The following is a 25,763-nucleotide window of genomic DNA, read 5'->3' on the forward strand; positions in this document are numbered from 1 at the left end:
GCGTATGCGACATTCCGTGATGCATGTGTCGGATCGTGGCCGGTAAACGGTAGTGTCACGATCATGATGGATCCCGGCAATCGGAAGCGAGCCCCGCGTAGGTCCAACGCCGGTGCCGGGCAGTGGATGCTGGGTGCGGTGATCGTGCTGGCCGTGGCCGGTACCGGGATGTGGATCTTCTCCGACGACAAGCGCTGGGGTCTTCTCGCCCTGATACTGCTGGTCTGGGGTCTGGTGATCGCCGCATTCCTGATCGCTCGCAACGCCCGCGACATCCGCTCGGCGGAGTCGAAGGAGAGCGGTCTCAAGGCGGTCTACGAGCTCCAGCTCGAGCGCGAGATCTCCGCCCGGCGCGAATACGAACTGCAGCTCGAGCACGACCTGCGCTCCGAGCTGCGGCACGAGTCCAATGAAGAGCTCACAGCACTCAAGGCAGAGGTGCTCGCGTTGCGCGCCAACCTCGAAGAGCTGTTGGGTCGCGACCTGGGCCCGTCGTACACCGAGCTGTACGCCGCCGCCGAGCAGCGCGCGATCGACGCCCAGCGCGCCAAGTCCGTGTTCGAAGACGACGACCGATTCCGCGCGCAGCAGGATTTCGCCGGCGTGCCGCCCCCGGTGCCCGACGTCGACAGCTACTACGGCGCCGCTTCCGCGGTGAACGACGTCCCGGACTTCCCGGCGGCCGCGGAGCAGCCCGTCGACGCGCCCTCCGCGCCGAACCGGCCTCAGGAGGACACGCCCACCGCGGTCTTCGAGGCCGTCGTCGACCCGCAGTCGCCGGCCGCTGCGCCGCCGGTCGATGCCGAGCCGGTCGACGTCGAGCACATCGACCACATCGACGGCGACGAGCCCTTCGTCCCGCTGGCCCCGCAGTCCGGCTACCGCCCGCCCTTCCCTCCGCGCCGGTTCACCCCGGATGCCGCGCAGCAGCAGCCGCCGCAGTTCGCTCAGTACGCCCCGCCGGAGCGCGCTCCGCAGCAGCCCGCGCCCGCGGACCAGGTGCACAGCATCCCCACCGTGCCGCCCTTCCCCGCCGCCGAACCCACGCCCGCGGCGCCGCTGCAGGAGACGCGGCCGGAGGACGACGACGTGCACGAGCAGGACAGCACGCGCGGCCAGCACTCCTCGGGCAGCACCGTGGCCGAGCTGATCGCCCGGATGAACGCCGACACCGAGCGCAGCGGCGGCCGCCGGCGCAAGCCGGAGTGATGAACTAGCTCACACGGCATTGCCCGCGCCGCGCCGCGGGCATAACCTTCCACTGACCGTCTGGTACCCGCGCTGCGGGACTGGAACGACCCCTTTGGAGGCTCATCTCCCATGCCCGAGTTTCAGGACTCGCCTGATCTGTTGGCGGGCATCCCCAATCCCCCCGCGCCGGCCAGGCTCTCCGTCGGCGTGGTGTCCGCGGGCCGGGTCGGAACCGCGCTGGGAGCCGCATTCGAGCGTGCCGGGCACATCGTCACCGCAACGGCCGCACGGACGCACCGCTCCCGCACCCGTGCCGGACTACGGCTGCCGGAGGCCCGGATCGAGACGCCCGCGGTGATCGCCGAGAAGGCCGAGCTGCTCATCCTGGCCGTACCCGACACCGACCTTCCCGCCCTGGTCGACGACCTGGCCGTCGCGATCAATCCCTCGGCGATCGTGCTGCACACCTCCGGCGCCCTCGGCGTGGGCGTGCTCGCCCCGCTCGCCCGCCTCGGCTGCACCACGATCGCCTTCCACCCCGCGATGACCTTCGTCGACGATCCCGAGGACACCGCGCGGCTGGCCTCCAGCTGCATCGGGATCACCGCCGCCGACGAAGTGGGTCACGCCGTCGGTCAGGCCCTCGCACTCGAGATCGGTGCCGAGCCCGTGCGGGTCCCCGAGATCTCGCGTCCGCTGTACCACGCCGCCCTCGCACACGGTGCGAATCACCTGGTGGCGCTGGTCGACGATGCCGTGCTCGCACTCCGCGCCGCACTCGCCGGCGGGGTGGGTCTCGATACCGTCGGGGGCCCGGAGGCCGGACTCGCCGAACGCGTCCTCGCTCCGCTGGCACGCGCCGCCCTGGACAACGCCCTCCGCACCGGACCGGCTGCTCTCACGGGTCCCGCCGCTCGCGGTGACGCCGAGGCGGTCGCCCGCCACCTCGCCGCGCTCGACACCGTCGATCCCCTGATCACCGACGCGTACCGCGGCCAATCCCGGAGGGCAGCAGCCCAGTCCGGTACCTCAGCCATGATCGATCCCGTCCTCGAGAAAGAAGACCGATGAGCGCTCCCACCCGCCCGTACACGCCGGGTCAGCTGACCGTGCACCATGATCCGGCGCAGCTGACCCGGGTGACCTCGGCGCTGAAGTCGACCGGCCGGCAGATCGCCTTCGTCCCCACCATGGGTGCGCTGCACAACGGCCACCTGGAGCTGGTGCACGCCGCGAAGCTGACCGGAGCCGTGGTCGTGGTCTCGATCTTCGTGAACCCGTTGCAGTTCGGGGCCGGCGAGGATCTGGACGCCTACCCGCGCACGCTCGATGCCGATGTCGAGAAGCTGCGCGCCGCGGGCGTCGAGCTGGTCTTCGCGCCGTCCGCCGCCGCGATGTACCCGAACGGGCCGCGCACCACCATTCATCCCGGTCCGGCCGGTCAGGGACTCGAGGCCGACAGCCGACCGACGCATTTCGCCGGCATGCTGACCGTGGTGAACAAGCTGCTCAACATCGTCCGCCCGCACACCGCCTACTTCGGCGAGAAGGACTACCAGCAGTTGGTCCTGGTGCGACAGATGGTGACCGACCTCGACATGGACGTCAAGATCGTCGGCGTCCCGACGGTGCGCGAACCCGATGGCCTGGCCATGAGCTCGCGCAACGTCTACCTCGACGAAGCGCAGCGCGACGCCGCCACGGCACTGTCCGCGGCCCTCCTCGCGGGGGCCTACTCCGCCCAGGGCGGGGAGACCGCGATCCTGGCCGCCGCCGGCGAGGTGCTCGCCTCCCGCCCCGACGTCCAGGTCGAGTATCTGGAGCTGCGCGCCCCCGACCTCGGCCCCGCACCCGCGCACGGCGACGGCCGACTGCTGGTGGCCGCACGGCTCGGTACCACCCGGCTGCTCGACAACGTGGGCGTCGCGATCGGCACCGGATTCCTCTCGGAGCCCGAGCCCGAGCCGGCGGGAGCGATCGGCGGGGAGGCGTAGAGATGCTGCGCACCATGATGACCAGCAAGATCCACCGCGCCACCGTGACCGAAGCGAACCTGCACTACGTGGGCTCGGTGACGGTGGACGCCGATCTCCTCGACGCCGCGAACCTGCTGGAGGGAGAGCAGGTCGCGATCGTCGACGTGACCAACGGCGCCCGGCTGGAGACCTACACCATCGCCGGTGAGCGAGGCAGCGGAGTGATCGGGATCAACGGTGCCGCAGCGCATCTGGTGAGCCCCGGCGATATCGTGATCCTCATCGCCTACGGCCAGCTCGACGAGCGGGAGCTGAAGACCTACGCACCGAGTGTGGTGTTCGTCGATGCCGAGAACAAGCCGGTCGAACTGTCCACCGACGCCGCCCGTGTCCCCGACGGCTACGGCCTCGTGACCGGGCGGATCTAGTGCTGCTGGCGATCGATGCCGGGAACACGTCCGTCACCGTCGGACTGTTCGCGGCCGGAACCGACGGGGGCGCGGGCGAACTGCTCGGTACCTGGCGGCTGCGCAGCGATCCCCGGATGACCTCCGACGAGCTCGCCCTGGTGATCCGCGGCTTCCTCACCGGCCCCGGCACCGAGCCCGGCTTCGATCCCGCCGCCGTCACCGGGGTGACCGCGCTGTCCACGGTGCCCGAGCTGCTGCGTTCGCTGCGCGCCATGGCGCCGCGGTACTACCCGGGCGCCCAGCACGTGATCTTGGAACCCGGTGTGAAGACCGGGGTCCCGCTCCACGTGGACAATCCGCGTGAGGTGGGCACCGACCGGGTGGCGAACGCGGCCGGTGCCTTCGAGGTCTGCGGCCGATCCGCCGGAACACCGTGCATCGTGGTCGATTTCGGTACCTCCACGCGGGTCGACGTGGTCAGCGCCAAGGGGGAGTTCCTCGGCGGCGCCATCGCCCCCGGCGTGGGCAGCGCCCTCGACGCGCTCGCCGAACGGACCGTCGCGCTGCGCCGGGTCGAGCTGGTCCCACCTCGCTCGGTGGTCGGAAAGAACACCGTCGAGGCGCTGCAGTCGGGGATCATCTACGGATTCGCCGGCCTGGTCGACGCGCTGGTCCGCCGTGCCCTCGAGACCGTGCCCGATGCTCGCGTGATCGCCACCGGCGGGTACGACGATGGCGTCGCCGCCGAATGCGCGACCATCACGGACCGCCGCGCGGACCTCACCCTGCAGGGCTTGCGGGCCGTCTACCTGCGTGAGATCGCCAGCCGGGCCACCCGCGCCGAGCGCAAGGCCCACCCGCGGGATTCGGTGTAGTGGTGAGCGCAATTGTTGCCGCGCCGCACGCCGGATGCTAATTTCGCTGTCATGAGCCAGGTGCGCAGCTGCATGGAGTGTTGTCGGGTCCGCTAGGAACCCGACCCCCTTCCGCTGCCGAACGCCGGTCCGAGCGTTCGCCTCCCGCCTGGAGAATCCCGATGCACCCCGTGCACTTCACCCCCGCAGACGACGCCATCCTCGTGGATCTGCGTGACCAGTCCGAACGCAGCCGCGACGGCATCCTGCCCGGCGCCGTCGCCCTCGATGCCGCCGCCGTGATCGCCCGCCTCGTGCCGGGCCTGTCGACCAGTCTCGCCGCCGCCGGCCCCGATACCCGATGGTTGCTGGTCAGCGGCAACGGCGCCACCGCCGCCGCGATCGCCACCCGCCTGCGCGATCGTGGAGTGCAGGCGTCCTCCGTGGACGGCGGCTTCCGCGCATTGTCGCTCGGCGTCACCGGTGGTACGGGCACCGGCACCGGTTCCGAGTCCTACCGCCGCGCCGTCGCGCAGTTCGCCGCGCACGAGGCGTGAGGTCGCGCATTCTGCGACGGTAGTATTGCGGTCCGTGACCGTAGCCCCTGTGAATGCGCCCCTGGACGACTGGGTGACCCGCCTCGCCGATGAGGCGGTCGCCTTCGCGGAGCAGAACGACGCCCCGGTGAAGGTGGCATCGGGTATCTCCCCGTCGGGGCCGATCCATCTCGGCAACCTGCGCGAGGTGATGGTGCCGCACCTGGTGGCGGACGAACTGCGCCGCCGCGGCCGCACCGTCGAGCACATCATCTCGTGGGACGACTTCGACCGCTTCCGCAAGGTCCCCACGATCGACGGTGTCGATGAGACCTGGGAGCAGCACATCGGTAAGCCGCTGACCCGGGTGCCCGCACCGTACGGATCCGACGCCGCCAACTGGGCGGAGCACTTCCGCCGGGAGTTGGAGACGGCGCTGGTCGAGCTGGGTGTGACCTACCGCGGGATCAGCCAGACGCAGATGTACTCCTCGGGTGCCTACATCGACCAGGTGCTCCACGCCATGGCCGAGCGTCAGCGGATCGACGCGATTCTGGAGCGCTACCGAACCCTGGACAAGGCGAAGAAGGGCGGCGTCACGGTCGATCAGCCTGAGGCCGACGCGGAAGCCGCCGACGCCGCATCGGGTTCCGCGGACGAGGCCGACGGGTCCGGCGATTCCGGTTACTACCCGTATAAGCCGTATTGCTCCGTTTGTGGCACCGATTTCACGACCGTCATCGGATATGACGACGAGTCGACCGCTTTGAAATATCAGTGTCGCTGCGGTCACACCGAGACCGTGATCCTCCGCGAACACACTGATGGCAAGCTGGTGTGGAAGGTCGATTGGCCCATGCGCTGGGCATTCGAGAAGATCACATTCGAGCCTTCGGGTGTGGATCATCAGTCGCCCGGTTCTTCGTTCGCCGTAGGTAAGGATGTGGCGCCGATCTTCGGATGGCGGCGCCCCCTCGGGCCGATGTATGCATTCGTCGGAATCCGTGGAATGGCGAAGATGTCGTCCTCGAAGGGCGGAGTGCCGACCGCCGCGATTGCGCTGCGATACCTCGAGCCGCCGCTGTTACGTTGGCTGTACGGACGCAAGAAGCCCAATCAGTCCTTCGACGTGGCGCTCGATGGAGAACTGCCGCGCACCTATGACGAATGGGACGCCCTGACCCGCAAGGTGGCCGGCGACAAGGCACAGCCCGGTGACATCGCCGCCTACGCCCGCGCCGCCTCGGTCGCCGATCCGGTCGAGGGACAGGTGCGCGCGCTCGCGCTCACACCGCGCACGATGCCCTATCGCACCCTGGCGTCCGTTGTCGACATCACCACCGGCGACGATGAGCAAACCCTGCGCATCCTCGGTGCCCTGGAACCGGATGAGCCTCTGACCGGCCTGGATGTGCTGCGCCCGCGGCTGGACAAGGCAACCACCTGGGTCGCCGAGCAGATGCCGGCGCAGGAACGGACCGTGGTGCGGACCGCGCCCGACACCGATCTGCTGCGCGGATTGACCGACGATGAACGTGCCGCCCTGCGACTACTGCTCGACGGTTCCGGCACCCCGGCCCCGGAGGGGCTCGGCCGCCTCGAGGACGATTGGACGCTCGCCGGAATCACGCATCAGGTGTACGGCGTCGCCAAGGTGCAGCGCGGCCTGGGGGCGGATCAGATCGTCAAGGGGGATAAGGAACTCGGCGCAGCGCAACGCGCATTTTTCGTGCTTCTCTATCGGCTGTTGGTGGGCGGAGACACCGGTCCCCGTCTTCCTACCCTGCTGCTTGCGATCGGTGCGAAACGCGTACGAGAACTGGTCGCGAGCGACCGGATTCAACCGAATTAGTCCGCGAACCAAATGTAAAATCGTTACAGAATCGCGACAGAAATACCGCTGGGGAATCGCGGTAAACGCGGATCCGTGTATAGACTCGTGTTTCGGGGAGCAATTCCAGCATTGATACGAGACTAGAAGAGGACTACTCATGGCGCGCAAGGTCACCGTTACGCTTGTCGACGACGTTGACGATACGCAGACCGCCGACGAGACCGTGGAATTCGGTCTGGACGGCGTCACGTATGAAATCGATCTTTCGGCGAAGAACGCGGCGCAGCTGCGAGAGTCGCTCGATACCTGGATCGCGAGTGCGCGCCGCAGTGGTGGCCGCAAGCGCGGCGCCCGTGCCGCGTCCGCCCCGCGCGGCCGCACCCCGATCGACCGTTCGCAGAGCGCCGCGATCCGGGACTGGGCTCGCGGCGCCGGCCTGAAGGTGAACGACCGTGGCCGGATCAGCCAGGACGTGATCGACGCCTACAACGAGGCCAACTAGAACTTCCCCGCTTCGCCCCGGTGCGCCGCCGCGCACCGGGGCGACGTGCGTTTCACGCGAGTCCGACGCCGATCACGCCCGTTTTCGCTCACGGCGGAACGGGGATCAAATCCCGCCGGGGGTGCGTTTGACCTGGTGTATCCGGAGCTGACGGCGAAGGAGAACGGGCTCCAGCCCGCTCAGGGGGCACGCGCCCCAACCCCGCCGATCAGTGAAGAACTACAGTGAGAAGACGTCAAGTGCAGACGGCTAGCTACGGGACACGCCGCCAGCTTGTCCCCGTCGTAACCGGGATGTGAGGAAAATGGCCATGTTCGAGAGGTTCACCGACCGCGCTCGTCGCGTCGTCGTCCTGGCGCAAGAAGAAGCCAGGATGCTCAATCACAACTACATCGGCACCGAGCACATCCTGCTGGGCCTCATCCACGAGGGTGAGGGCGTGGCCGCGAAGGCTCTCGAGTCGCTGGGCATCTCCCTGGAGGGTGTGCGCAGCCAGGTCGAGGAGATCGTCGGGCAGGGGCAGCAGGCCCCGTCCGGCCACATCCCCTTCACGCCGCGTGCCAAGAAGGTCCTTGAGCTCTCGCTCCGCGAGGCGCTGCAGCTGGGCCACAACTACATCGGTACCGAGCACATCCTGCTCGGCCTGATCCGCGAGGGCGAGGGCGTGGCCGCCCAGGTCCTGGTGAAGCTGGGCGCCGATCTCAACCGCGTGCGCCAGCAGGTCATCCAGCTGCTGTCGGGCTATCAGGGCAAGGAGGGCGGCGAGCCCGCCGGCGCCGGTGCCCGCGCCTCCAGCGGTGGCGAGGCCGGCACCCCGTCGACCTCTCTGGTCCTCGACCAGTTCGGCCGGAACCTGACCGCCGCGGCGGCCCAGGGCAAGCTGGACCCGGTGATCGGCCGGTCCAAAGAGATCGAGCGCATCATGCAGGTGCTCTCCCGGCGCACCAAGAACAACCCGGTGCTGATCGGTGAGCCCGGCGTCGGTAAGACCGCCGTGGTCGAGGGCCTCGCGCAGGCCATCGTCAACGGCAACGTTCCGGAGACGCTCAAGGACAAGCAGCTCTACACCCTGGACCTCGGGTCCCTGGTGGCAGGCTCGCGCTACCGCGGTGACTTCGAGGAGCGCCTGCGCAAGGTGCTCAAGGAGATCGACACGCGCGGCGACATCATCCTGTTCATCGACGAGCTGCACACGCTCGTGGGAGCCGGAGCCGCGGAAGGCGCCATTGACGCCGCGTCGATCCTCAAGCCCAAGCTCGCCCGTGGTGAACTGCAGACCATCGGCGCCACCACGCTCGACGAGTACCGCAAGTACATCGAGAAGGATGCCGCCCTGGAGCGTCGGTTCCAGCCCGTCCAGGTGGGCGAGCCGAGCGTCGAGCACGCCATCGAGATCCTCAAGGGCCTGCGCGACCGGTACGAGGCGCACCACCGCATCTCGATCACCGACAGCGCGCTGGTGGCCGCCGCCACCCTGGCGGACCGGTACATCAACGACCGGTTCCTGCCGGACAAGGCGATCGACCTCATCGACGAGGCGGGCGCGCGCATGCGCATCCGCCGGATGACCGCTCCGCCGGACCTGCGGCAGTTCGACGACAAGATCGCCGACGCCCGCCGCGAGAAGGAATCGGCGATCGACGAGCAGGACTTCGAGAAGGCCGCGTCGCTGCGCGATAAGGAGAAGCAGCTCATCGGTGAGCGCGCCGAGCGCGAGAAGCAGTGGCGCGCCGGTGATCTCGACGTGGTTGCCGAGGTCGACGAGGAACAGATCGCGGAGGTCCTGGGCAACTGGACCGGTATCCCGGTGTTCAAGCTCACCGAGGAGGAGACCACCCGTCTGCTCCGCATGGAGGACGAGCTGCACAAGCGGATCATCGGCCAGGAGGACGCCGTCAAGGCGGTGTCCAAGGCGATCCGTCGCACTCGCGCCGGCCTGAAGGATCCGAAGCGCCCGTCGGGCTCGTTCATCTTCGCCGGCCCGTCCGGTGTGGGTAAGACGGAGCTGTCGAAGGCGCTGGCGAACTTCCTGTTCGGCGAGGACGATGCGCTCATCCAGATCGACATGGGCGAGTTCCACGACCGGTTCACCGCCTCGCGCCTGTTCGGCGCCCCTCCCGGGTACGTGGGCTACGAGGAGGGCGGCCAGCTCACCGAGAAGGTGCGCCGCAAGCCGTTCTCCGTGGTGTTGTTCGACGAGATCGAGAAGGCGCACAGCGAGATCTACAACACGCTGCTGCAGGTGCTGGAGGACGGTCGTCTCACCGACGGCCAGGGCCGCACCGTGGACTTCAAGAACACGGTCCTGATCTTCACGTCGAACCTCGGTACGGGCGATATCTCGAAGGCCGTCGGCCTGGGCTTCACCCAGGGCGATTCCGACGGGGCGAACTACGACCGGATGAAGCAGAAGGTCAACGACGAGCTGAAGAAGCACTTCCGCCCGGAGTTCCTCAACCGCATCGACGACATCGTCGTCTTCCACCAGCTGACCCAGCCGCAGATCATCGAGATGGTCGATCTGATGCTCAGCCGTGTGGCCGTGGCCCTGAAGAACAAGGACATGGAGATCGAGGTCACCGATCAGGCCAAGTCGCTGCTCGCCAAGCGCGGCTTCGACCCGGTGCTCGGTGCCCGTCCGCTGCGTCGCACCATCCAGCGGGAGATCGAGGACAACCTGTCCGAGAAGATCCTGTTCGGCGAGCTCGGCCCCGGCCAGATCGTCGTGGTCGACGTCGAGGGCTGGGACGGCGAGGGCAAGGGGGAGGACGCCAAGTTCGTCTTCTCCGGTAAGCCCAAGCCGGCGCCGGTCGAGTCCGAATCCTCCGACGATGCCGTGCCCGCGCTGGCCGGCGAGTCGCCGAGCGAGTCGGCGTAAGCATCACCGCGTAAGCACCGCCGAGGGGCCCGCCATCCGCAACCGGATGGCGGGCTCTTTCGTATCGCCGCACCACGGCGTGCGTGATCGCAAAGACGGGCGTACCCTCGGGGTGTCACATTCTCCTCGGGCTGGGTGGAGGTCGAGATGAGCAACCGCACGTTCCGTCAGTCACTGCTGTACTACCTTCGGGTCTTCGTGTCGCTGTGTGCGCTCACGGTGCCGGGCAGCACCGTGGGCTTCGTCCTCGCGGACTGATCGTCCCGGCCGAAAATCGGTCGCGCAGTCGCGGAGGTCGCTGGCACAGTCGGGTGTTCACCGACTGAGAGGACTCCAGTGCTCACCGACGCGCAGGTCGAGGATTTCATCCGCAACGGATTCGTGCGGCTCGACGGCGCCTTCAGCGCCGCCACTGCGGCGGCCGCCCGCGCGATCCTGTGGGACGAGCTCACCGCGACTGCGGGCTGCAGGCCCGACGCCCCGTCCACCTGGGTACAGCCCGTGGTGCGGCTCGGCGACCACGGCGAGGAACCGTTCCGCGTCGCGGCCACCGCACCGGCCATCAGCGAGGCCGCCAACCGATTGGTGGGCAGCGGCCGCTGGCTGCCGCGGGTCTCGCTCGGCACGTTCCCTGTTCGGTTCCCCTCGGACGAGGATCCGGTGGATACGGGCTGGCACATCGATGCGAGCTTTCCCGGCGAGGATCCCGGCAACTTCCTGCGCTGGCGCGTCAATCACCGCAGCGACGGTCGCGCTCTGTTGATGCTGTTCCTGTTCTCGGATACCGGGCCCGACGATGCGCCCACCCGCATCCGCGTCGGATCGCACCTGCGGATGGCGGCGGCGCTGCAGCGCTACGGCGATACCGGGGTCGAGGTCTTCGGCATGCGCGACGAGTACGAGGCGACAGAGGATCTGCCGGAGGCTCACGCGACTGGTTCCGCCGGCGATGTCTACCTCTGCCACCCGTTCCTGGTGCACGCGGCGCAACCGCTTCGTCCCGGCCGCGGCCGGGGTCCGCGCTTCCTCGCGCAGCCTCCACTCCTACCGCGGTACCGGACCGACCTCGACCGGCGCCGCACCGCGCACACTCCGGTCGAGCGGGCGATCCTGCTCGGCACCTGACCTCGTCGCGCCGGTGGTGAACATCACGATTCCGCCTGCGGGCGAGAATCGGTGCCGGAGTAGGTTCGTCGTATGACTGTTGCGGGGCCGGACGAGCCGGAATTCGATGCACGCACCTTCCGTCACGTCATGGGGCAGTTCTGTACCGGCGTCACCATCATCGGCACCACCTCGGCCGACGCGAAGCCGGTGGGATTCGCGTGCCAGTCGTTCGCGGCGCTGTCACTGGACCCGCCGCTGGTGTTGTTCTGTCCGATGAAGACCTCCCGCACGTGGAAGCACATCGAGGCGTCGAAGACCTTCTCGGTGTCGGTGCTCGGCCAGGCGCAGGAGTCGGTGAGCGCGGCGTTCGGTCGGCCCGTCGACGACAAGTTCGAGGGCCTCGATTGGAGCCCGTCGCCGCTCGGCAATCCCACCATCGACGGCTCGCTCACCTGGATGGATTGCACGCTGGAAAGCGTGCTGGACGGTGGCGATCACCACATCGCGATCGGCCGCGTGCATGCGCTCGGCGATGTCAGCGAGGAGAAGCCGCTGCTGTTCTATCGCGGCGCCTACCTCTCCACCGAACACCCGCGACTGCACCCCGCCTCCAGCCTGGAGTCGTTCCTCACGTGGGACGCCGGCGCCTGGCTCTGAGCGACCCGCTTCTCTGCGATCGTCTGCATGATTTCGTATCGTTAAACATCAGTGCGCCGTGACCTCATCGCGGTGCCCAGGTGACAGCGAGGTGCGCGATGGAGGGCAAGGGCGACGGTGCATTGTCGATCCGGCAGCGCACCCTCGGGGAGATCGCGGCGGCTGCCGATCTCACTGCTGCCGATGTGGTCGCGCTCTCCGGCATTTCCCGCTCGACCATCTGGCGGCTGTGGTCCGATGCCGGGTGGCTCGGCAAGATCTCGGGCGCTAACGCGAACCTGCTTGCGGCAGTCGTGCCGGGAGTCCGGCCTTACGCCGCCCGTGCTGCCGATTCCGTTGCGGTGCAGCGCAGCGCCGAGGTGTGCGAACAAGCCGGGCTCGAGGTCGATTGGGTGCGGGTCGGCGAAATGGTCGACAACGGTGCCGCGGCACGCGACCTCGTACCGGCCATGACGGCCGCAGTCGCGATGGCGGGAGGGACTCGAGACGCGGCGCAGGCACTCGCGCGGTGCTGGGGGAAGTCTGCGGACGGTGTTTGTGACGCGATCTTCCGGCCTGCCGATGATGGAGGTGTGTTCGTCGATCCCACGGCAGTGCTCCAGGGAGCCGAGCGCATCGTGGACGGGCCGGCAAACGACGAGCCTCGTGCGGTGATCGGGCGCGGGATGGCGTTGCACAGGCTCACTCGCAACTGCGGATACGAACACGCTCCGACGGAGCAGCGGAACGGCTTTCCGCTCTCCTCGGCGTTCAAGCACCGCGGCGCGGTAACGGGCGGTTGCTGATCGGCGATGCGGACGTGCTGTCGCACTATCGTGCACTGCTCGTCCGGGAGCCGTCTTTGCAGTGGGCGGAGATCTGGTCGCTCGCCAGCTATTCCAAAGACCTGTCCCCGGCAGCCGCCGCGCCCGTGCGGCTGCCGCCCGGACGGCTGCGGGGGACGGCCGAGCAAGTACTCGCCGACCTCGACGCGACACATGCGGCGTATCAGGAGTACCTGCTGGCGTGTGCCGTACCGCTACTCATCCAGGCCGACCCGCGGTTCGGCAATCGGGAGTCGCAACTCGTGACGGCGGTGTCCGAGCGTGTCGATTCGATACCGGCGGCGCGTGCGGCGCTGGCTGCGATCCGGCGCTACGGGTACCGATCGAAGAGGTGATCGCGACACGACGCGACGTTCTGTCGTTCTTACTCGGCGGTGGGCTGATCGCCTTCGGTGCCGCGGACGCGATGGTTCCGCAGATCCGGCCGGAAGGCGTGGATCAGCTCGGAGTCGATGGTCGACGGTGCCGTCCACGTGCCGGACTTCAGGCAGGGGTCCGGGGTTCACCACATTTGCGGTGAGCTCGCTCGACGGGAAGAACTGCAGGAACCGACTGTCCAGCTGGGAGCGATCGACCAGCGTCTTCTCGATCACCACCGAGTTGTACTGCTCGTAGGTGGTCTCGACGGTCGTGCGATGCGCAGCCTGGCCCCGAATCCGCCGCCGGCCGAGTGCATGCGGTCGAACTGATCGACGCGGGTGAATCCGGTGGCGGAATCGGACCGCGGGATGGTGCGGACTTCGGTCGGTATGAAGTCGGCGATGGCCACCTCGAACTCCTGAGATCGCGTGGACGGATGGGTGCGGCTACCGCGGAATCGACATCTGCTTGCCGGCGGCCACAGTGATGCGCGAGAGCGACTGGGCGAGCGTGCGGATACCGGGTCGCCGCTGCGGTGTATTACCGGCCGCGATCCTATGCAGCTGGTTGTTGTGCCAGGCGAGTTCGAGGTATCCATCCGCGGGTCGGTATCCCACCCGCGGAGCACTCTTGGGGAGGGCAGGCGCCCGGCCGTTGAGTAGCTGCCGCGGATAGTCGGGCAGGAAGGTCAGGGGGCGACCCACTCCGATCACGTCGACTACGCCCCCGGCGAGGATCTCTTCCATGGCGACGGGATTGCGCAGGCCGCCGGTCAGCATGATCGGGACCGTCGATGCGGCGCGGATCCGCTGCGCGAACTCGAAGAAGTAGCCGCGTCCGTCGGCCCCCGTCTCCTGGCCGGCTGCGACCCCCGTCATGGCGGGCTGCTCGTAGCCGCCGCCGCTGATCTCCAGCAGATCGATCCCGGCCTCCCCCAGCGCGAGTGCCACGGTGAGCGCCTGATCGGAGTCGAATCCGCCGCGCAGGAAGTCGGTCGAGTTCAGCTTCACCGAGACGGGGATGCCGGTGCCGACGGCGGCGCGCACCGCGGCGACGGTCTCCAGGAGTGCCCGCATGCGTCGGGTCTCGTCTCCGCCCCACTCGTCGTTGCGCTGGTTCGATAGCGGCGAAAGGAACTGGGAGAGCAGATAGCCGTGGGCGGCGTGCACCTGCACGCCGTCGAAGCCGCCCGCGACGGCCAGTTCGGCGGTCCGGGCGTACTTGGCGATCATGCGGCCGATCTCGCTCGAGGAGAGCTCGCGGGGCTTGCGGATGTTGTATCCGGGCACCGTACTGCGTCGCGCCGACGGTGCGATGGGCCGCCGGTTGAAAGGCGAGACCGCGACCTTCCCGGGGTGGTTGATCTGGGCCCAGATCTTGGCCTCGGTGCCGTTGGTGGCCCCCGTCCAGGCACGGATCTGGTCCAGGCCGCGGGCGTCGTCGAGGATCACGTTGCCGGGCTCGGTGAGCGCATCCCGGTCGATCATGATGTTCCCCGAGAGCAGCAGGCCGGCGCCGCCGCTGGCCCAGACCGCGTACAGGCGGCGGAGTTCGTCGCTCGCGGTGCCATCGCGCTTGGCCAGCTGTTCGCTCATGGCGGCCTTGGCGATGCGATTGGAGAGGGCCTGCCCGCAGGGCAGCACCAGGGATTCGGACAGGAGGGATTCGGTCATGATGCTCACAGCACTCTCGGTCGCAGGCGGGTCAGGGAGAACAGGGGAGTCAAGGGGCGCAGCGGAACCGGTGGGATGCCGGCCGACAGATTCACCCGGTGCAGGCGGGCCTCGACGACGGGGCCCAACCCCATCCGGTCGATGGGATCGCGGTCGGTGCCGCCGATCCGGAAGTCGTCGAGCTGGACCTCCCGGGCCTCGATCGGGTGCTCGCCAGGGGTGAATCCGACGATCCGGGGAAGCGCGGCACCGAGGGTTCCGGTGACGTTGCGGTGCGGGCGCCCCAGGATCGGGGGAGCGGTCTCGATCACCGCGCCGAGTCGGCCGCTCATGGTGATCAGGTCGGTGCCGCGGCGCGACGCCGTAGCGGAGATGAAGGGATCGTCGAGGTTCCACTCGATCTCGCCGAGCTTCTTCGGATAGCCCAACAGCTCGCGACCCAGAATCAGGGCCACATCGTCGTCGAGGATCATCCACGGGCAGTGGATACCGGTGCGCCCGCCGATCGTCTTGATATGTACGAAGATTCCGGCCTCGTGTTAGACCGAACCGTAGGTGCAATCGGGGAACCAGGCGGTGAAGACATCGGCACGGCCCGGCGTGACCGCCCGCACGCCCGACGGGAGCCAGGACTGCATCGTCGGCACGTCGACCTCGACCGTCGCCGTGAAGTAGTGGGCGTCGCGATACAGCATGCCGCGCGGGGGAGCCAGCTTGAGCGCCTGCCGCAGACTGCCGCGCAGGCCGTACTCGGATCCGCGGCGGTTCATCGGAAGTCTCCGTACGCCTTGCGGAGGATCGGGTTGAGAATGGTGCGCGGTGTGTACTTGCCACCGAAGTCCTGCAGCTTCGCGGTCGCGCCCGGAACCACCCGGCGGCGTCCCGCGGTGGCGCCGCGCACGGCGGCCTCTGCCGCGGCTGCGGCGCTGACCCAGGCGAATCCGGGCAGGTGCTGTTCGATGGCGCCGAGATTCGAGACCTCCGCGAACTCGGTGCGCACCGGGCCGGGGGCGAGCAGCGTGCAGGTGACGCCGCTCCCCGCGAGCTCGCCGTGCAGCGACTCGGAGAGGGTGTTCGCGAACGCCTTGCTGGCCGCATACGTGGCGTTGTTCGGGCTGGGCTGATTGCCGGCGGTCGAGCCGGTGATCAGGACCACGCCCGAGCCGCGCGCGACCAGGGCGGGCAGTAGGCCGACGAGGATGTCGTGCACCGCGACCACGTTCACTTCGACTTGCTCACGCTCCCGGTCGGCGTCCAACTCGAGGATACTGCCGTAGGTGGCGAAGCCGGCGTTGAGGCAGAGCCCGCTGATGTCGACCTTGCCCAGGCGGCGGATCAGCTCGGTGCGCTGTGCCGCGTCCGCCAGGTCGCAGGGCTCGACGTCGGCCTGCACCACGTAGCGGGCGGCTAGACGCTCGGCGAGAGTGCGCAGTCGGTCCTCGCGCCGGGCGACGAGGATCAGCGAATGTCCGCGGCGGGCGAAGGATTCGGCGAGTGCCTCGCCGATTCCGCTCGAGGCGCCGGTGACGACGATCCGGGAATCCGGTGTGGGGTTGGGAAGGCTCATGACGGGATGCTCTCCTTGGGGGTGGAATCGACCGGAGCGGTGGCCGGGGGTGCGGAGGTGCGAAGGCCGGGGGTCCGCGGGCGGAGCACTGATGCGGCTACCAGCAGCCGAAGCGCCTGGCGTAGTAGTCGGATGCGGCCGAGGATCTCCGCGGAGCCGGCGAGCATCGATGAGTGCGCCGGAATCCAGCGGGCGACGACATCGGAGAGCGGCTCGGCGAAGTGCGCCTGCGCCGGGATCGCCTCGGCGAGAAACGCCGAGCCGTGCGAGATGATCCGGCCCGCCCCGGAACGCGGGGCGACAAGTCCCATGAGGTAGATGTTGGCGAACCGGGGCGCGAGCACGTGCTCGATCAGGAGGGGGTCGCCGTTCTCCCAGACGAACATCGACTCGTCGAGCATGGGGAACCGGGTGTGGAATCCGGTGGCCCACACCACGGTGTCGTAGTCCGCTGAGGTGCCGTCGGTGAAATGCACGGTGGCACCGTCGAACCGCTCGATTTCGGGTCGCGGCCTGACCTTGCCGTGCTGGAGCGCGTACATCAGTGAGGTGTTGACGGTGACGTCGCGGGTGAACAGCTTGTGGTCGGGCCGTTTGAGGCCGTACCGCTTGTAGTCGCCGTAGCTCAGGCGCAGCATGACCTTGAATCCCGCCCGCTGCAGGGGCATCGGCCACCACACGCGGTCGAGTTCGGAGACCGGGATGCCGAACATGGCCTTGGGGATGAACCAGTAACCGCGGCGCATGGAGATATCGGCCGAGCCGAAGGTCGCCGAGGCCTCCACGGCGATGTCACTGGCCGAGTTGCCCGCGCCCACCACGAGCACTCGGCCGCCCTCGGCGAAGTCGGCGGGCTGCTTGTAGTCCTTCGAGTGCAGCTGTGTGCCGGTGAACTCGCCGGGGTACTGCGGCAGGTTGCGCTCCCAGTAGTGGCCGTTGGCCACCACCACGGCGCGGTAGCGCCGCTCCTCGCCGGAGGCGAGGCGGACGAACCAGCCCGCCATGCCGTTCGCGTCGACCGGCCGGACATCGACGACCTCGGTGTCGAATTCGATGTGCTCTGTGAGTCCGTAGTGGTCGACGTAGGACTGCAGGTAGGCCAGCATCTGGGCCCGGCTGGGGAAGGTCGGGTAGTCGGCGGGCATGGGGAACTCGACGTACTGGGTCGACGACTTCGAGCTGATCAGGTGCGTCGAGTCGTAGACGCCGTGCGACCAGTTCCCGCCGATCCGGTCAGTGGCCTCGATCTGGTCGTAGGGCACCCCGGCCCGCTTCAGGGCACCCGCGACACCGTTGCCGACGTAGCCGGCTCCGATCACGCAGACGCGATCACGTCGATTGTCCACTGCAACAAGCTCCTCATCCGATGAACCGAACGGCGTTCGGTCGGATCCGGCGGATCCGGGAGTGGAGTCGCGATGTGAGCTAGGCTCCAAAGTTACATCCACTGTAGCTACACAAACTGTAGCTTCGTTCGGTGTAGCTACGCAAGACGTAGGATTGCTGCGGACTCGACGGTCGACGGATGGAGGGCCGGTGTGATGACGGACGCCGTGAAATCAGAGGCCAGGCGCCCGTACGCGCCCCGGATGACGCCCGCGGACCGCCGGGAACAGCTCCTCGATGCGGTACTGCGGGTGGTGGTCGAACGCGGTGTGCACAAGGTCTCGATCGAGTCGGTGGCCGAGGCGGCCGGTGTAACTCGGCCGGTGGTGTACAAACACTTCGACGATTCTGCGGCGTTGTTGCGGGCGTCGTTGGCGCGTGAGGAGGGGCGGGCACTCGCGCAGTGCTATGCAGCGGGAGCGCGGGCGAAGGAACAGGTGGTTGAGCCGGATTTCGTCGTGGCGCTGTACGCAAATCTGTTGGAGATGTTCGAGGCCTCGCCTGATCTGTGGAGTGCGATTCTGCAGTTGGTCGATAGCGCCACGCCGGAGTTTCGCAGGACTGTGGAGCGTGGGCGTGACCAGGCCGCTGCAATGGTCGCCGATGTGGTGACGGCGAACACCGACACCGGTGTGGGCGGTGGCGATCCCGAGTTGTACGCCCGGATGATCGTCGCGCTGGTGATCGAGTCGGGCAGGCTGTTGCTGGCCCGGCCGGACGTGTTCCCCCGCGAACGCCTCGTTCTGGGTGCACGCGAGATGCTCGCCCGGCTCCGGTAGCGACCTAGGGCAGCCAAGCGTATCGACACGACACGGCCCCCGCCCTGACGAAGGACGGGGGCCGCGTTCTGTCGTTCTTACTCGGCGGTGGGCTGGTCGCCTTCGGTGCCGCGGACCCGGTCCTTCGCGTCCTGGACGCGGCCGGTGACCGCATCGACCTTCTGCGAAACCGCGCCGGTCACATCGTCGACTCCCTGTCCGACCTGCTTGGCCGTGCTGCGCAGGCGGAACGCGCCGATGATCTCGACGATGCCGATGGCGATTGCGAAGATGCCGGTGACCACCATGAGGATGATCATGCTGTCCCACGGGCTGGCGATCAGAACGAATCCGCCGATCAGGGTCAGGATGCCGGCGATGACGGTCCAGGTGCGGTTGGGCAGGTGCTTGCCCGCGATCCCGGCGGTGATCTGCCAGACCCCGCCGAAGATCCAGCCGATGCCGATGAAGATGCCGAGTACGGCGACCGAGTTGGCGATGTCGTCGCGGAAGCAGAACGCGCCGAGCACGAGCGACAACGCGCCGCTGATCACGGACAGCCAGCGGTTCTCGGTGTCGCCGATGATGCCGGCGACCACCTGGACGATGCCGCCGACGATCAAGAAGATGCCGAACATGATCCCGGCGACCAGAGTGGTCGGGCCGGGCCACACCAGGACGACCACGCCGAACAAGATCGACAGTGCGCCGAGGGCGAGAAGCGACCACCAGGCTTGTTTGGTCTTGGTTTCAATATCTTCGCGAAGCAACGATTTGGTAGTCATAACCGGATCCTATGCGATCCCAACAATCGCGACAAACCGCATCGCCCACGGTGGCGGCCGGACTTCGCTACGGTGCGGACTTACGGTGCGGACTTGGCGGGGAAGTCCAGCACCACGTCGAACTCCAGCAGATCGGCTCCGGTGGAGACCGGTTTGCGCTCTTCGCCGCCGTTCGGGTCGTGCCGGCCGGCATGCGCCTCGCGCGCGGGGCCCTCGCGCCATGCGGTGAAGGCGTCCTCGGACTCCCAGTGCGTCACGACGAAGTAGCGATCGTCGCCCTTGACCGGGCGCAACAGCTGGAAGCCGAGGAATCCCGGCGAGTTCTCGACCGCGTGCGCGCGGGCCGCGAATCGCTTCTCGAGCTCGGGTCCCGCGGCCTCGGGCACGTGGATGGCGTTGATCTTCACTACCGACATGCCTCCAACATAGCCCGGTAAGTTGGTGTTCGTGGATGAGTGTGTGGGCCTGCGGGATTGGGGCGGTCATGGAGACGGTCGGCCGATCGTGCTCCTGCATGGCCTGATGGGCCGGGGGCGTACCTGGCGCAGGCAGATCCCGTGGCTGCGCCGGTACGGCCGGGTGTTCACCTTCGATGCGGAGTTCCACCGCGGCACGGGACTCCCGGTGCCCGGCGGTGACGTCTCCACCGAGCGCTTCGTCGCCGATGTGGCGGAGATCCTTACGGTGCTGGACCAGGGCCCGGCTGTTCTGGTCGGCCACTCGATGGGCGGGTTGCACGCCTGGTGCACCGCCGCCGAGTATCCCGAACTCGTCGATGCGCTGGTCGTCGAGGACATGTCGCCCGAGTTCACCGGGCAGTCCACGGACACCTGGGCCCCGTGGTTCGCCAGCTGGCCGGATCGCTTCGCGACGCAGGGGCAGTGCGAGGAGCTCTTCGGCGCGGTCGCAGGGCGCTACTTCTACGAGGCCTTCGATGACGGAGTGCTGCACGGCGACCTCGAGACCTTCCGCGCCATCGCCGATCACTGGGGGCTGCGCGATCACTGGGACCAATGGCGCGCGGTAGCGGTGCCGACCCTGTTGATCGAGGCGGAGTTCTCCGTCGTTCCCTCCGGAGTGGGGGACCGGATGGTGCGCGACTACGCCGGGCCCGACCTGCGGTACGTGCGGTTCGACGGTGCCGGTCACCTCGCCCACGACGATGCCCCGGACCGCTACCGCGGCGCCGTCGAGGCCTTCCTCTCCGGCCTGGACTAGCGGTGCCCGAAGGCGACACCCTGCACAACCTGGCCGCGCGCCTGCGGCCGGTGCTCGCGGGGCGCGTGCTCACGGGCTGCGACCTGCGGGTGCCTCGGTACGCCACCGTCGATCTGACCGGCCGCACCGTCGACGATGTCAGCGCCCGCGGCAAGCACCTGCTGATCGCCGCCGGCGATCTGACGCTGCACAGTCATCTGAAGATGGAGGGGCAGTGGCATGTGTACCGGCCCGGGGAGCGGTGGCGCAGGCCCGGGCACACCGCCCGTGCGGTGCTCGCCGTGGACGGCGCGCAGGTGGTCGGTTTCTCGCTCGGCTTTCTGGAGGTCCTCCGCACCGCGGCGGTCGACGATGCTCTCGCGCACCTCGGGCCCGATCCGCTTGGACCGCAATGGGATCCGGAGCGTGCCGCGGAGAACCTCGCGGCCACACCGGCGCGCCCCGTCGGCCTTGCGCTGCTGGACCAGCGGAACCTGGCCGGGATCGGCAACGTGTACCGCAACGAACTGTGCTTCGTGCGTGGAGTGCATCCCGCGATGGAGGTCGCGGCGTGCGGTGACCTCCGGGGCTGGGTCGACGATGCCGCGCGTCTGCTGCGAGCGAATGCCGGACGGTCGGTGCGGGTGACCACGGGCGTCGACCGGAACGGTCTGCGGGCCTTCGTCTACGACCGCGCCCGGCGCCCCTGCCTGCGGTGCGGGACCGCCATCAGCGCAGGTTCGCTGGGTGCGGACGGGGAGGCCGAGCGGACCATCTGGTGGTGTCCACGCTGCCAGGACGCCAACTAACTAACCGTTTGGTTGACAAGGGTGCCTGGCCGGCCTATTCTTCCAACTAACCAGTTAGTTGCATCAAGGGAGAATGAGATGTACCAGGTCAGCGACCAGTCGGGGAAGACTTTCGTGATCACCGGATCGAACAGCGGAACCGGAAAGGAGGCCGCGAAGCGACTCGCCGCAGCGGGTGCGAAGGTCGTCATGGCGGTCCGCACCCCGGCGAAGGGTGAGGCCGCACGCGCGGAGATCCGCGCAGCGGTGCCCGGAGCCGACATCGAGGTGCGGCGCCTCGATCTCGCGGACCTGACGTCCGTCCAGGCGTTCGCGGACGGCATCCTCGCGGACCGCGTCGCGATCGATGTGCTCGTCAATAACGCGGGTGTGATGACGCCGCCGGAGCGGTTCGAGACGGCAGACGGATTCGAGTTGCAATTCGGCTCGAACTTTCTGGGCCCGTTCGCCCTGACCAACCTGCTGCTGCCGGTACTCCTCGAGTCGGCGGCGCCGCGAGTGACCACGATGAGTTCGGGGGTGGCCAACTTCGGCCGCATCGACTTCGCGGATCCGCAGTCCGTGCGGCGCTATTCGCCCGCCCGGGCATACGCGCAGTCCAAGCTGGCCGACCTCTTGTTCGCGAACCACCTCGCCGCCGTGAGTGATCGACGGCGCTGGGGCCTGCTCAGTGACGCCGCGCACCCCGGCTATACCCAGACCAATCTGCAGACCGCGGGCGCCAGCCTCGGCAAGGATCGCGAGCGCGAGTCCATCATCACGCGATTCGGCAGCCGGATCCTGCCGTCGCAGCAGCCCGAACAGGGCGCCGAGCCGCTGCTGTTCGCCGCGAGCGACCCGCAGGCACGCAACGGCGAGTATTACGGCCCGCAGCGGCGATTCGGCCTCGTCGGCCCCACCGGGGTGACGAAGAAGAACTCCCGGATGCGGGACGCCGAGGTCGCCGCGAAGCTGTGGAAGTACGCTGCGGAGGTGACCGGAACCGACTTGCCGAGCGATGCCGCCCGCGCCTAGGCAGCAGCGTGATGCCGCTGCCACCAAGGCCCGCCTGCTCGACGCTGCGACCGCCGAGTTCGCCGAATACGGACTCGCGGGCGCCCGCGTCGACCGGATCGCCACTGCGGCCGAGGCGAACAAGCAGTTGATCTACGCCTACTTCGGCAATAAGCGCCAGCTCTTCGACGCAGTGATCGAGTTCCGCGTGGCCGATCTGTTGGAGACCGTGCCGTTCACCGCCGATGACCTCTCGGGCTACGCCGTGCGGTTACGTGCCTTCAATCGAGCACACCCGGAACTGATGCGCCTGGTGCTGTGGCACACGCTCGAGTGTCCCGGTGAGCTCGCGGAACTGGAGCTGGCGTCCGGGTCGAACGCGAAGAAGATCGCGGCGCTGCAGGCGGCGCAGGACGCCGGAACCGTCACCGCGGGCACCCCGGCGCCCACGCTGCTCATCGAGATCCTGGCGCTGATCCACGGCGATATCCTCACCGCCGGAGGCGATGTGGCCGCCCTCGCGCTCGACGACGCGGCCCTTGCCGCGGCCGTCGAGAAGCTCACGGCACCCTGATCAGCCGCGCGGGGGCAGCTCGCAGCCGTCGGGACCGCAGGCCGCATCGTCACCGCCGATCACGGTGAGCGGTTCGGGCCGATCGGCCCACGCCCGGTCGAGGGCCTCGGTGAATACGGAGGGCAGCTGCGCACCGGACACGGCGTATTTGCCGTCGAAGACGAAGAACGGGACTCCGCCTACGCCGATCCGCGATGCGGTCGCCTCGTCGGCGCGCACCGCGTCGGCGTAGGCGGTCTCATCGTCGAGCACCGCGCGGGCGGCGGCACCGTCGAACCCGGCGGATTCAGCGATCGCCACGAGCCGGTTCCGGTCTCCGAAAGCGGGTTCCGGAGAGGCGAAGTTGGCGGCGTACAACGCGTCCAGCAACTCCTCCTGCCGCCCCAGCTCCAGCGCCCAGTGCAGCAGGCGATGCATATCGAAACTGTTGCCCGCATCGCGGCCGGCCACCTGGTACTGCAGCCCCAGCTCCTGCGCCTGTGCGCCGAGTCCGCGCTCGTTCGCGGCGGCCTCGGCCTCGGAGATGCCGTACTTCTTCGCGATCATCGGCACCACCGGCTCCGAGGAGCCCTCGGCCGCCGACGGATCGAGCTCGAACGATCGGTGGATCACCTGAACGTCACTCGCATGCTCGAAGGTCGCGAGCGCCTTGTCGAACCGGGCCTTCCCGATGTAGCAGAAGGGGCAGTTGATATCGGTCCAGACGTCCACTCGCATACCAGCGTCAACGCCGGGCCACCGCGCGCCATTCCGCCGGATGCGTCACCAGAGATTCAGCGACGAGGCCAGATAGAGGATCACCAGCAGGGCGCCGACGAGAATCGCCGTGAGCGCCGTGATCGCCGTGACCATCGGGTCCGGCCACGGGTCCAGGTCGTCCTCCGGATCCGCATTCACACGATCGCCGCTCGTCTTCAGTGGGGACACCCCTCGTCGCCTCGTCTCGCTGGTACCAGTGTCGGTGAGGCAGCCTAGCAATCCGCTCACACGCGGCCCGCGACCGCGAGCCGCCGGACTACACCGGGTAGGTGAAGCCCGTCAGCCGCTCCGAGACGTCCCACAGCTCGGCCCACTTGGTCTTATCCTTCGACTCCGCGGTGGTCGAGCACTTGCCCACCTTGCCGCGGGTCTGGAACAGCTGGCTCGGGCCCCACCACGGGTGCGGATCGAGATCGCGGTCGGTCGCGGCCAGGACGAGGGCCTCCGCAGCCTGCTCGGGTGGGTTCGACAGCAGTGCGACCGCTTGCCGGGCGACCCGGTCGAGCGGAGTCTCGGTGCGGGTGAACAGACCGGTCGGCGACACACCAGGGTGCACGTAGTAGGCCCGCTTGTCCGAACCCGCCGCCTCGAACCGGCGTTGCAGCTCGCGCGCGAACATCATGTTCGCGAGCTTGCTCTGGCCGTAGGCCTCGCTGCGAAGGTACTTGCGGTGCTCGTAGTTCGGGTCGTCCATCCGCCACCGGAAGTTCTGTCGGTGCGCCACCGACGAGACCGCCACGACCCGATCGGTGAGTCGGTCCAGCAGGAGCCCGGTGAGTAGGAAGTGCCCCAGATGATTCACCCCGAACTGCATCTCGAAGCCCTGCTTCGTCCGCTTGAGCGGGATGTTCATCAGTCCGGCGTTGTTCACCAGCACGTCGACATCGCCAACGGAATCGGCGAAGGCACGCACGGAGTCGAGATCGCCCAGGTCCAGTTTCCCGACGGTGATATCGCCGTCGATGCCGTCGGCGATGCGCCGCGCGCCGTCGATGTCCCGGCAGGCCATCACAACGCGGCCGCCCGTGGCGGCGAGGCGGCGCGTGACGACCTGGCCGAGGCCGCCGTTCGCGCCGGTCACAACATAGGTAGGTGTGGTCATGCCGCTATCTTACTTCGGAGTAAGGAACGGTGCTTCGCTGCTCGCCACCGAGTGGGTCGCATCAGCGTTGTCGGACGCCGTGCGGCCGTACCGTTCGCGGGCCTGGGCCGGCGTCACGACGCCCGCGGCGGGTTCTGCTCGCTGTGCGAAGTGCCGCCGGAGGATGGCGCCCGTCATCGGCGCGACCAGGGTGCCCAGTGCGACGGTGCCGGCGGCGTGGCGAGCGGAGGCTGCTCGCACCGCGAGCCGCACGACCCGCGGATAGGCGGCGTCGGCCATCCGTGGCTGGTCGAAGCCGCCCATCTCGCGCATCCAGCGGGGCAGCGTGGCGATGGTGGCAGGGGCGATGAGAGAGCCACCGATCCGCAACCGCGCGCCGCGGTCGCGCGGGCGCAACAGGTAGTGCATGCCACGTCGAGCGCGTTCGGTCAGCGCCAGGCCCGGCCGGACCCGGTCGAAGTAGGCACGCACCTCATCGCGTGAGGTGGGCACCTCGGCGGGATCGCAGGTCTGCAACTCGGCAGCGAGCACGCAGTCGCGCCAGTACTGCGCCTCTTCCGTGGGAGTCAGTGGACCGGGGCCGTACGTCTCGTAGCAGGTGAGCACCGAGTGCCAGCCGGTCACGTGGATCCACAGCTGCGATGCGGGATTATTGGCGCTGTAGCGCTTTCCGGTGATCGGTTCGATTCCGGTGGCCTTGCGGTGCACATCCATCAGGTGTTCGGACGCCTCGATCGCGGTCTTCGAATCCGCGGTGGCCACGAGCAGGAAGTAGGCGAGTGTCCGGTCGAGTCGGCCGAACGGGTCGGTGTAGATGCCGGCGGAGTCTGCGACAGCGGCCGTGAGATTGGGATCGAAATGCTCCAGTACCACGGAGCGCTGGAAACCGATCAGTGCGGTGGGAGACGCCCACACCTTCCAGGTGGGAGATTCTGGGCCGAAGAATCCCTGGTCGGTAACGCGAAGAGGGCCGTCTGAGAGCTTCATGCGGCGAATCTATCACCAATTCCTACATCAGTGAATAAAAATGT

At 68.2% G+C, this 25,763-nt stretch carries 29 protein-coding genes; 18 read left to right on the forward strand and 11 right to left on the reverse strand.

The features are described from left to right. Positions 1 to 63 precede the first annotated feature (63 nt). The 13 genes from TPAU_RS02785 (at position 64) to TPAU_RS22825 (ending at position 13,104) form a co-directional block, all read left to right on the forward strand. Positions 64 to 1,209 (forward strand): DUF6779 domain-containing protein, encoded by a 1,146-nt coding sequence (locus TPAU_RS02785; RefSeq protein ID WP_013125247.1) that lies wholly within the window; start codon positions 64 to 66, stop codon positions 1,207 to 1,209. A 111-nt stretch (positions 1,210 to 1,320) separates the two neighbouring features. Continuing rightward, positions 1,321 to 2,262 carry a Rossmann-like and DUF2520 domain-containing protein gene (locus TPAU_RS02790; RefSeq protein WP_013125248.1) on the forward strand — a complete coding sequence of 314 codons (942 nt, stop codon included), beginning with the start codon at positions 1,321 to 1,323 and terminating at the stop codon, positions 2,260 to 2,262. Continuing rightward, positions 2,259 to 3,185, forward strand: a complete 927-nt coding sequence (panC, locus tag TPAU_RS02795) for a pantoate--beta-alanine ligase (protein ID WP_013125249.1) — start codon at positions 2,259 to 2,261, stop codon at positions 3,183 to 3,185. Before TPAU_RS02790 ends, panC begins: the two co-directional genes overlap by 4 nt. A 2-nt stretch (positions 3,186 to 3,187) precedes the next feature. After that, positions 3,188 to 3,595: an aspartate 1-decarboxylase gene (gene panD / locus TPAU_RS02800; protein ID WP_013125250.1), complete on the forward strand. Its 408-nt coding sequence runs from the start codon at positions 3,188 to 3,190 to the stop codon at positions 3,593 to 3,595. Continuing rightward, positions 3,595 to 4,452: a type III pantothenate kinase gene (locus tag TPAU_RS02805; RefSeq protein ID WP_013125251.1), complete on the forward strand. Its 858-nt coding sequence runs from the start codon at positions 3,595 to 3,597 to the stop codon at positions 4,450 to 4,452. The genes panD and TPAU_RS02805 overlap by 1 nt, the downstream gene beginning before the upstream one ends. A gap of 161 nt (positions 4,453 to 4,613) precedes the next feature. Then, complete coding sequence (locus TPAU_RS02810) at positions 4,614 to 4,988, forward strand: rhodanese-like domain-containing protein (RefSeq protein WP_013125252.1); 375 nt, start codon at positions 4,614 to 4,616, stop codon at positions 4,986 to 4,988. Between the two features lie 34 nt (positions 4,989 to 5,022). Beyond that, positions 5,023 to 6,819: a lysine--tRNA ligase gene (gene lysS, locus TPAU_RS02815; RefSeq protein WP_013125253.1), complete on the forward strand. Its 1,797-nt coding sequence runs from the start codon at positions 5,023 to 5,025 to the stop codon at positions 6,817 to 6,819. Between the two features lie 139 nt (positions 6,820 to 6,958). Further along, positions 6,959 to 7,303, forward strand: coding sequence for a histone-like nucleoid-structuring protein Lsr2 (locus tag TPAU_RS02820; protein ID WP_013125254.1), 345 nt, complete (start codon positions 6,959 to 6,961; stop codon positions 7,301 to 7,303). Positions 7,304 to 7,613: 310 nt separating this feature from the next. After that, entirely contained in the window at positions 7,614 to 10,181 is a 2,568-nt protein-coding gene (locus tag TPAU_RS02825; RefSeq protein ID WP_013125255.1) for an ATP-dependent Clp protease ATP-binding subunit, read from the forward strand. A gap of 336 nt (positions 10,182 to 10,517) precedes the next feature. Then, on the forward strand, positions 10,518 to 11,306 hold the full coding sequence (locus tag TPAU_RS02830) for a phytanoyl-CoA dioxygenase family protein (RefSeq protein WP_013125257.1): 789 nt from the start codon (positions 10,518 to 10,520) through the stop codon (positions 11,304 to 11,306). Positions 11,307 to 11,378: 72 nt separating this feature from the next. After that, positions 11,379 to 11,945 carry a 3-hydroxy-9,10-secoandrosta-1,3,5(10)-triene-9,17-dione monooxygenase reductase subunit gene (gene hsaB, locus TPAU_RS02835; protein WP_013125258.1) on the forward strand — a complete coding sequence of 189 codons (567 nt, stop codon included), beginning with the start codon at positions 11,379 to 11,381 and terminating at the stop codon, positions 11,943 to 11,945. 98 nt (positions 11,946 to 12,043) lie between these two features. Further along, the gene (locus TPAU_RS02840; RefSeq protein WP_013125259.1) at positions 12,044 to 12,730 is read left to right on the forward strand and encodes a hypothetical protein; all 687 of its coding nucleotides are present in this window, start codon (positions 12,044 to 12,046) and stop codon (positions 12,728 to 12,730) included. A 14-nt stretch (positions 12,731 to 12,744) separates the two neighbouring features. Further along, a complete protein-coding gene (locus tag TPAU_RS22825; protein WP_147291141.1) occupies positions 12,745 to 13,104 on the forward strand; it encodes a hypothetical protein in 360 nt (119 codons plus the stop codon). A gap of 471 nt (positions 13,105 to 13,575) precedes the next feature. Here the strand turns inward: TPAU_RS22825 and TPAU_RS02850 are convergent, their stop codons facing one another. From TPAU_RS02850 to TPAU_RS02865, 5 genes are read right to left on the reverse strand one after another with little or no spacing between them, the layout of a single operon-like run. After that, the gene (locus TPAU_RS02850; RefSeq protein ID WP_013125261.1) at positions 13,576 to 14,802 is read right to left on the reverse strand and encodes an oxidoreductase; all 1,227 of its coding nucleotides are present in this window, start codon (positions 14,800 to 14,802) and stop codon (positions 13,576 to 13,578) included. 5 nt (positions 14,803 to 14,807) lie between these two features. Beyond that, entirely contained in the window at positions 14,808 to 15,329 is a 522-nt protein-coding gene (locus TPAU_RS23385) for an acetoacetate decarboxylase family protein (RefSeq protein ID WP_281054802.1), read from the reverse strand. A 12-nt stretch (positions 15,330 to 15,341) separates the two neighbouring features. Next, positions 15,342 to 15,572, reverse strand: a complete 231-nt coding sequence (locus tag TPAU_RS23390; RefSeq protein WP_245537834.1) for a hypothetical protein — start codon at positions 15,570 to 15,572, stop codon at positions 15,342 to 15,344. Further along, positions 15,569 to 16,369, reverse strand: a complete 801-nt coding sequence (locus tag TPAU_RS02860) for an SDR family NAD(P)-dependent oxidoreductase (protein WP_013125262.1) — start codon at positions 16,367 to 16,369, stop codon at positions 15,569 to 15,571. Before TPAU_RS02860 ends, TPAU_RS23390 begins: the two co-directional genes overlap by 4 nt. Beyond that, positions 16,366 to 17,715 (reverse strand): flavin-containing monooxygenase, encoded by a 1,350-nt coding sequence (locus tag TPAU_RS02865; protein ID WP_013125263.1) that lies wholly within the window; start codon positions 17,713 to 17,715, stop codon positions 16,366 to 16,368. Before TPAU_RS02865 ends, TPAU_RS02860 begins: the two co-directional genes overlap by 4 nt. Positions 17,716 to 17,958: 243 nt before the next feature. On the opposite strand from TPAU_RS02865, the gene TPAU_RS02870 reads away from it, so the two are divergent. Beyond that, positions 17,959 to 18,534 carry a TetR/AcrR family transcriptional regulator gene (locus tag TPAU_RS02870; RefSeq protein ID WP_049825757.1) on the forward strand — a complete coding sequence of 192 codons (576 nt, stop codon included), beginning with the start codon at positions 17,959 to 17,961 and terminating at the stop codon, positions 18,532 to 18,534. Between the two features lie 77 nt (positions 18,535 to 18,611). Here TPAU_RS02870 and TPAU_RS02875 read toward each other — a convergent pair whose 3' ends face one another. Together TPAU_RS02875 and TPAU_RS02880 are read right to left on the reverse strand one after the other, a co-directional pair. Beyond that, a complete protein-coding gene (locus TPAU_RS02875) occupies positions 18,612 to 19,298 on the reverse strand; it encodes an HdeD family acid-resistance protein (RefSeq protein ID WP_013125265.1) in 687 nt (228 codons plus the stop codon). 80 nt (positions 19,299 to 19,378) lie between these two features. After that, complete coding sequence (locus TPAU_RS02880; protein ID WP_041944266.1) at positions 19,379 to 19,714, reverse strand: antibiotic biosynthesis monooxygenase family protein; 336 nt, start codon at positions 19,712 to 19,714, stop codon at positions 19,379 to 19,381. A 25-nt stretch (positions 19,715 to 19,739) separates the two neighbouring features. On the opposite strand from TPAU_RS02880, the gene TPAU_RS02885 reads away from it, so the two are divergent. The 4 genes from TPAU_RS02885 (at position 19,740) to TPAU_RS02900 (ending at position 22,871) form a co-directional block, all read left to right on the forward strand. Beyond that, positions 19,740 to 20,516 (forward strand): alpha/beta fold hydrolase, encoded by a 777-nt coding sequence (locus TPAU_RS02885; protein ID WP_013125267.1) that lies wholly within the window; start codon positions 19,740 to 19,742, stop codon positions 20,514 to 20,516. Positions 20,517 to 20,518: 2 nt separating this feature from the next. Then, on the forward strand, positions 20,519 to 21,304 hold the full coding sequence (locus TPAU_RS02890; protein WP_013125268.1) for an Fpg/Nei family DNA glycosylase: 786 nt from the start codon (positions 20,519 to 20,521) through the stop codon (positions 21,302 to 21,304). Positions 21,305 to 21,382: 78 nt separating this feature from the next. Next, positions 21,383 to 22,318 carry an SDR family oxidoreductase gene (locus tag TPAU_RS02895; RefSeq protein ID WP_013125269.1) on the forward strand — a complete coding sequence of 312 codons (936 nt, stop codon included), beginning with the start codon at positions 21,383 to 21,385 and terminating at the stop codon, positions 22,316 to 22,318. After that, positions 22,302 to 22,871, forward strand: a complete 570-nt coding sequence (locus tag TPAU_RS02900; protein ID WP_013125270.1) for a TetR/AcrR family transcriptional regulator — start codon at positions 22,302 to 22,304, stop codon at positions 22,869 to 22,871. Before TPAU_RS02895 ends, TPAU_RS02900 begins: the two co-directional genes overlap by 17 nt. Here the strand turns inward: TPAU_RS02900 and TPAU_RS02905 are convergent, their stop codons facing one another. From TPAU_RS02905 to TPAU_RS02915, 4 genes are all read right to left on the reverse strand, one after another. Further along, the gene (locus TPAU_RS02905; protein WP_013125271.1) at positions 22,872 to 23,588 is read right to left on the reverse strand and encodes a DsbA family oxidoreductase; all 717 of its coding nucleotides are present in this window, start codon (positions 23,586 to 23,588) and stop codon (positions 22,872 to 22,874) included. A 45-nt stretch (positions 23,589 to 23,633) separates the two neighbouring features. Next, positions 23,634 to 23,798 (reverse strand): hypothetical protein, encoded by a 165-nt coding sequence (locus TPAU_RS23075; protein ID WP_013125272.1) that lies wholly within the window; start codon positions 23,796 to 23,798, stop codon positions 23,634 to 23,636. Between the two features lie 88 nt (positions 23,799 to 23,886). After that, positions 23,887 to 24,732, reverse strand: coding sequence for an SDR family NAD(P)-dependent oxidoreductase (locus TPAU_RS02910; RefSeq protein ID WP_013125273.1), 846 nt, complete (start codon positions 24,730 to 24,732; stop codon positions 23,887 to 23,889). Positions 24,733 to 24,741: 9 nt separating this feature from the next. Continuing rightward, positions 24,742 to 25,719, reverse strand: a complete 978-nt coding sequence (locus TPAU_RS02915; protein ID WP_013125274.1) for an oxygenase MpaB family protein — start codon at positions 25,717 to 25,719, stop codon at positions 24,742 to 24,744. Positions 25,720 to 25,763 lie beyond the last annotated feature (44 nt).

This window comes from Tsukamurella paurometabola DSM 20162, from assembly GCF_000092225.1.
Lineage (GTDB): Bacteria > Actinomycetota > Actinomycetes > Mycobacteriales > Mycobacteriaceae > Tsukamurella > Tsukamurella paurometabola.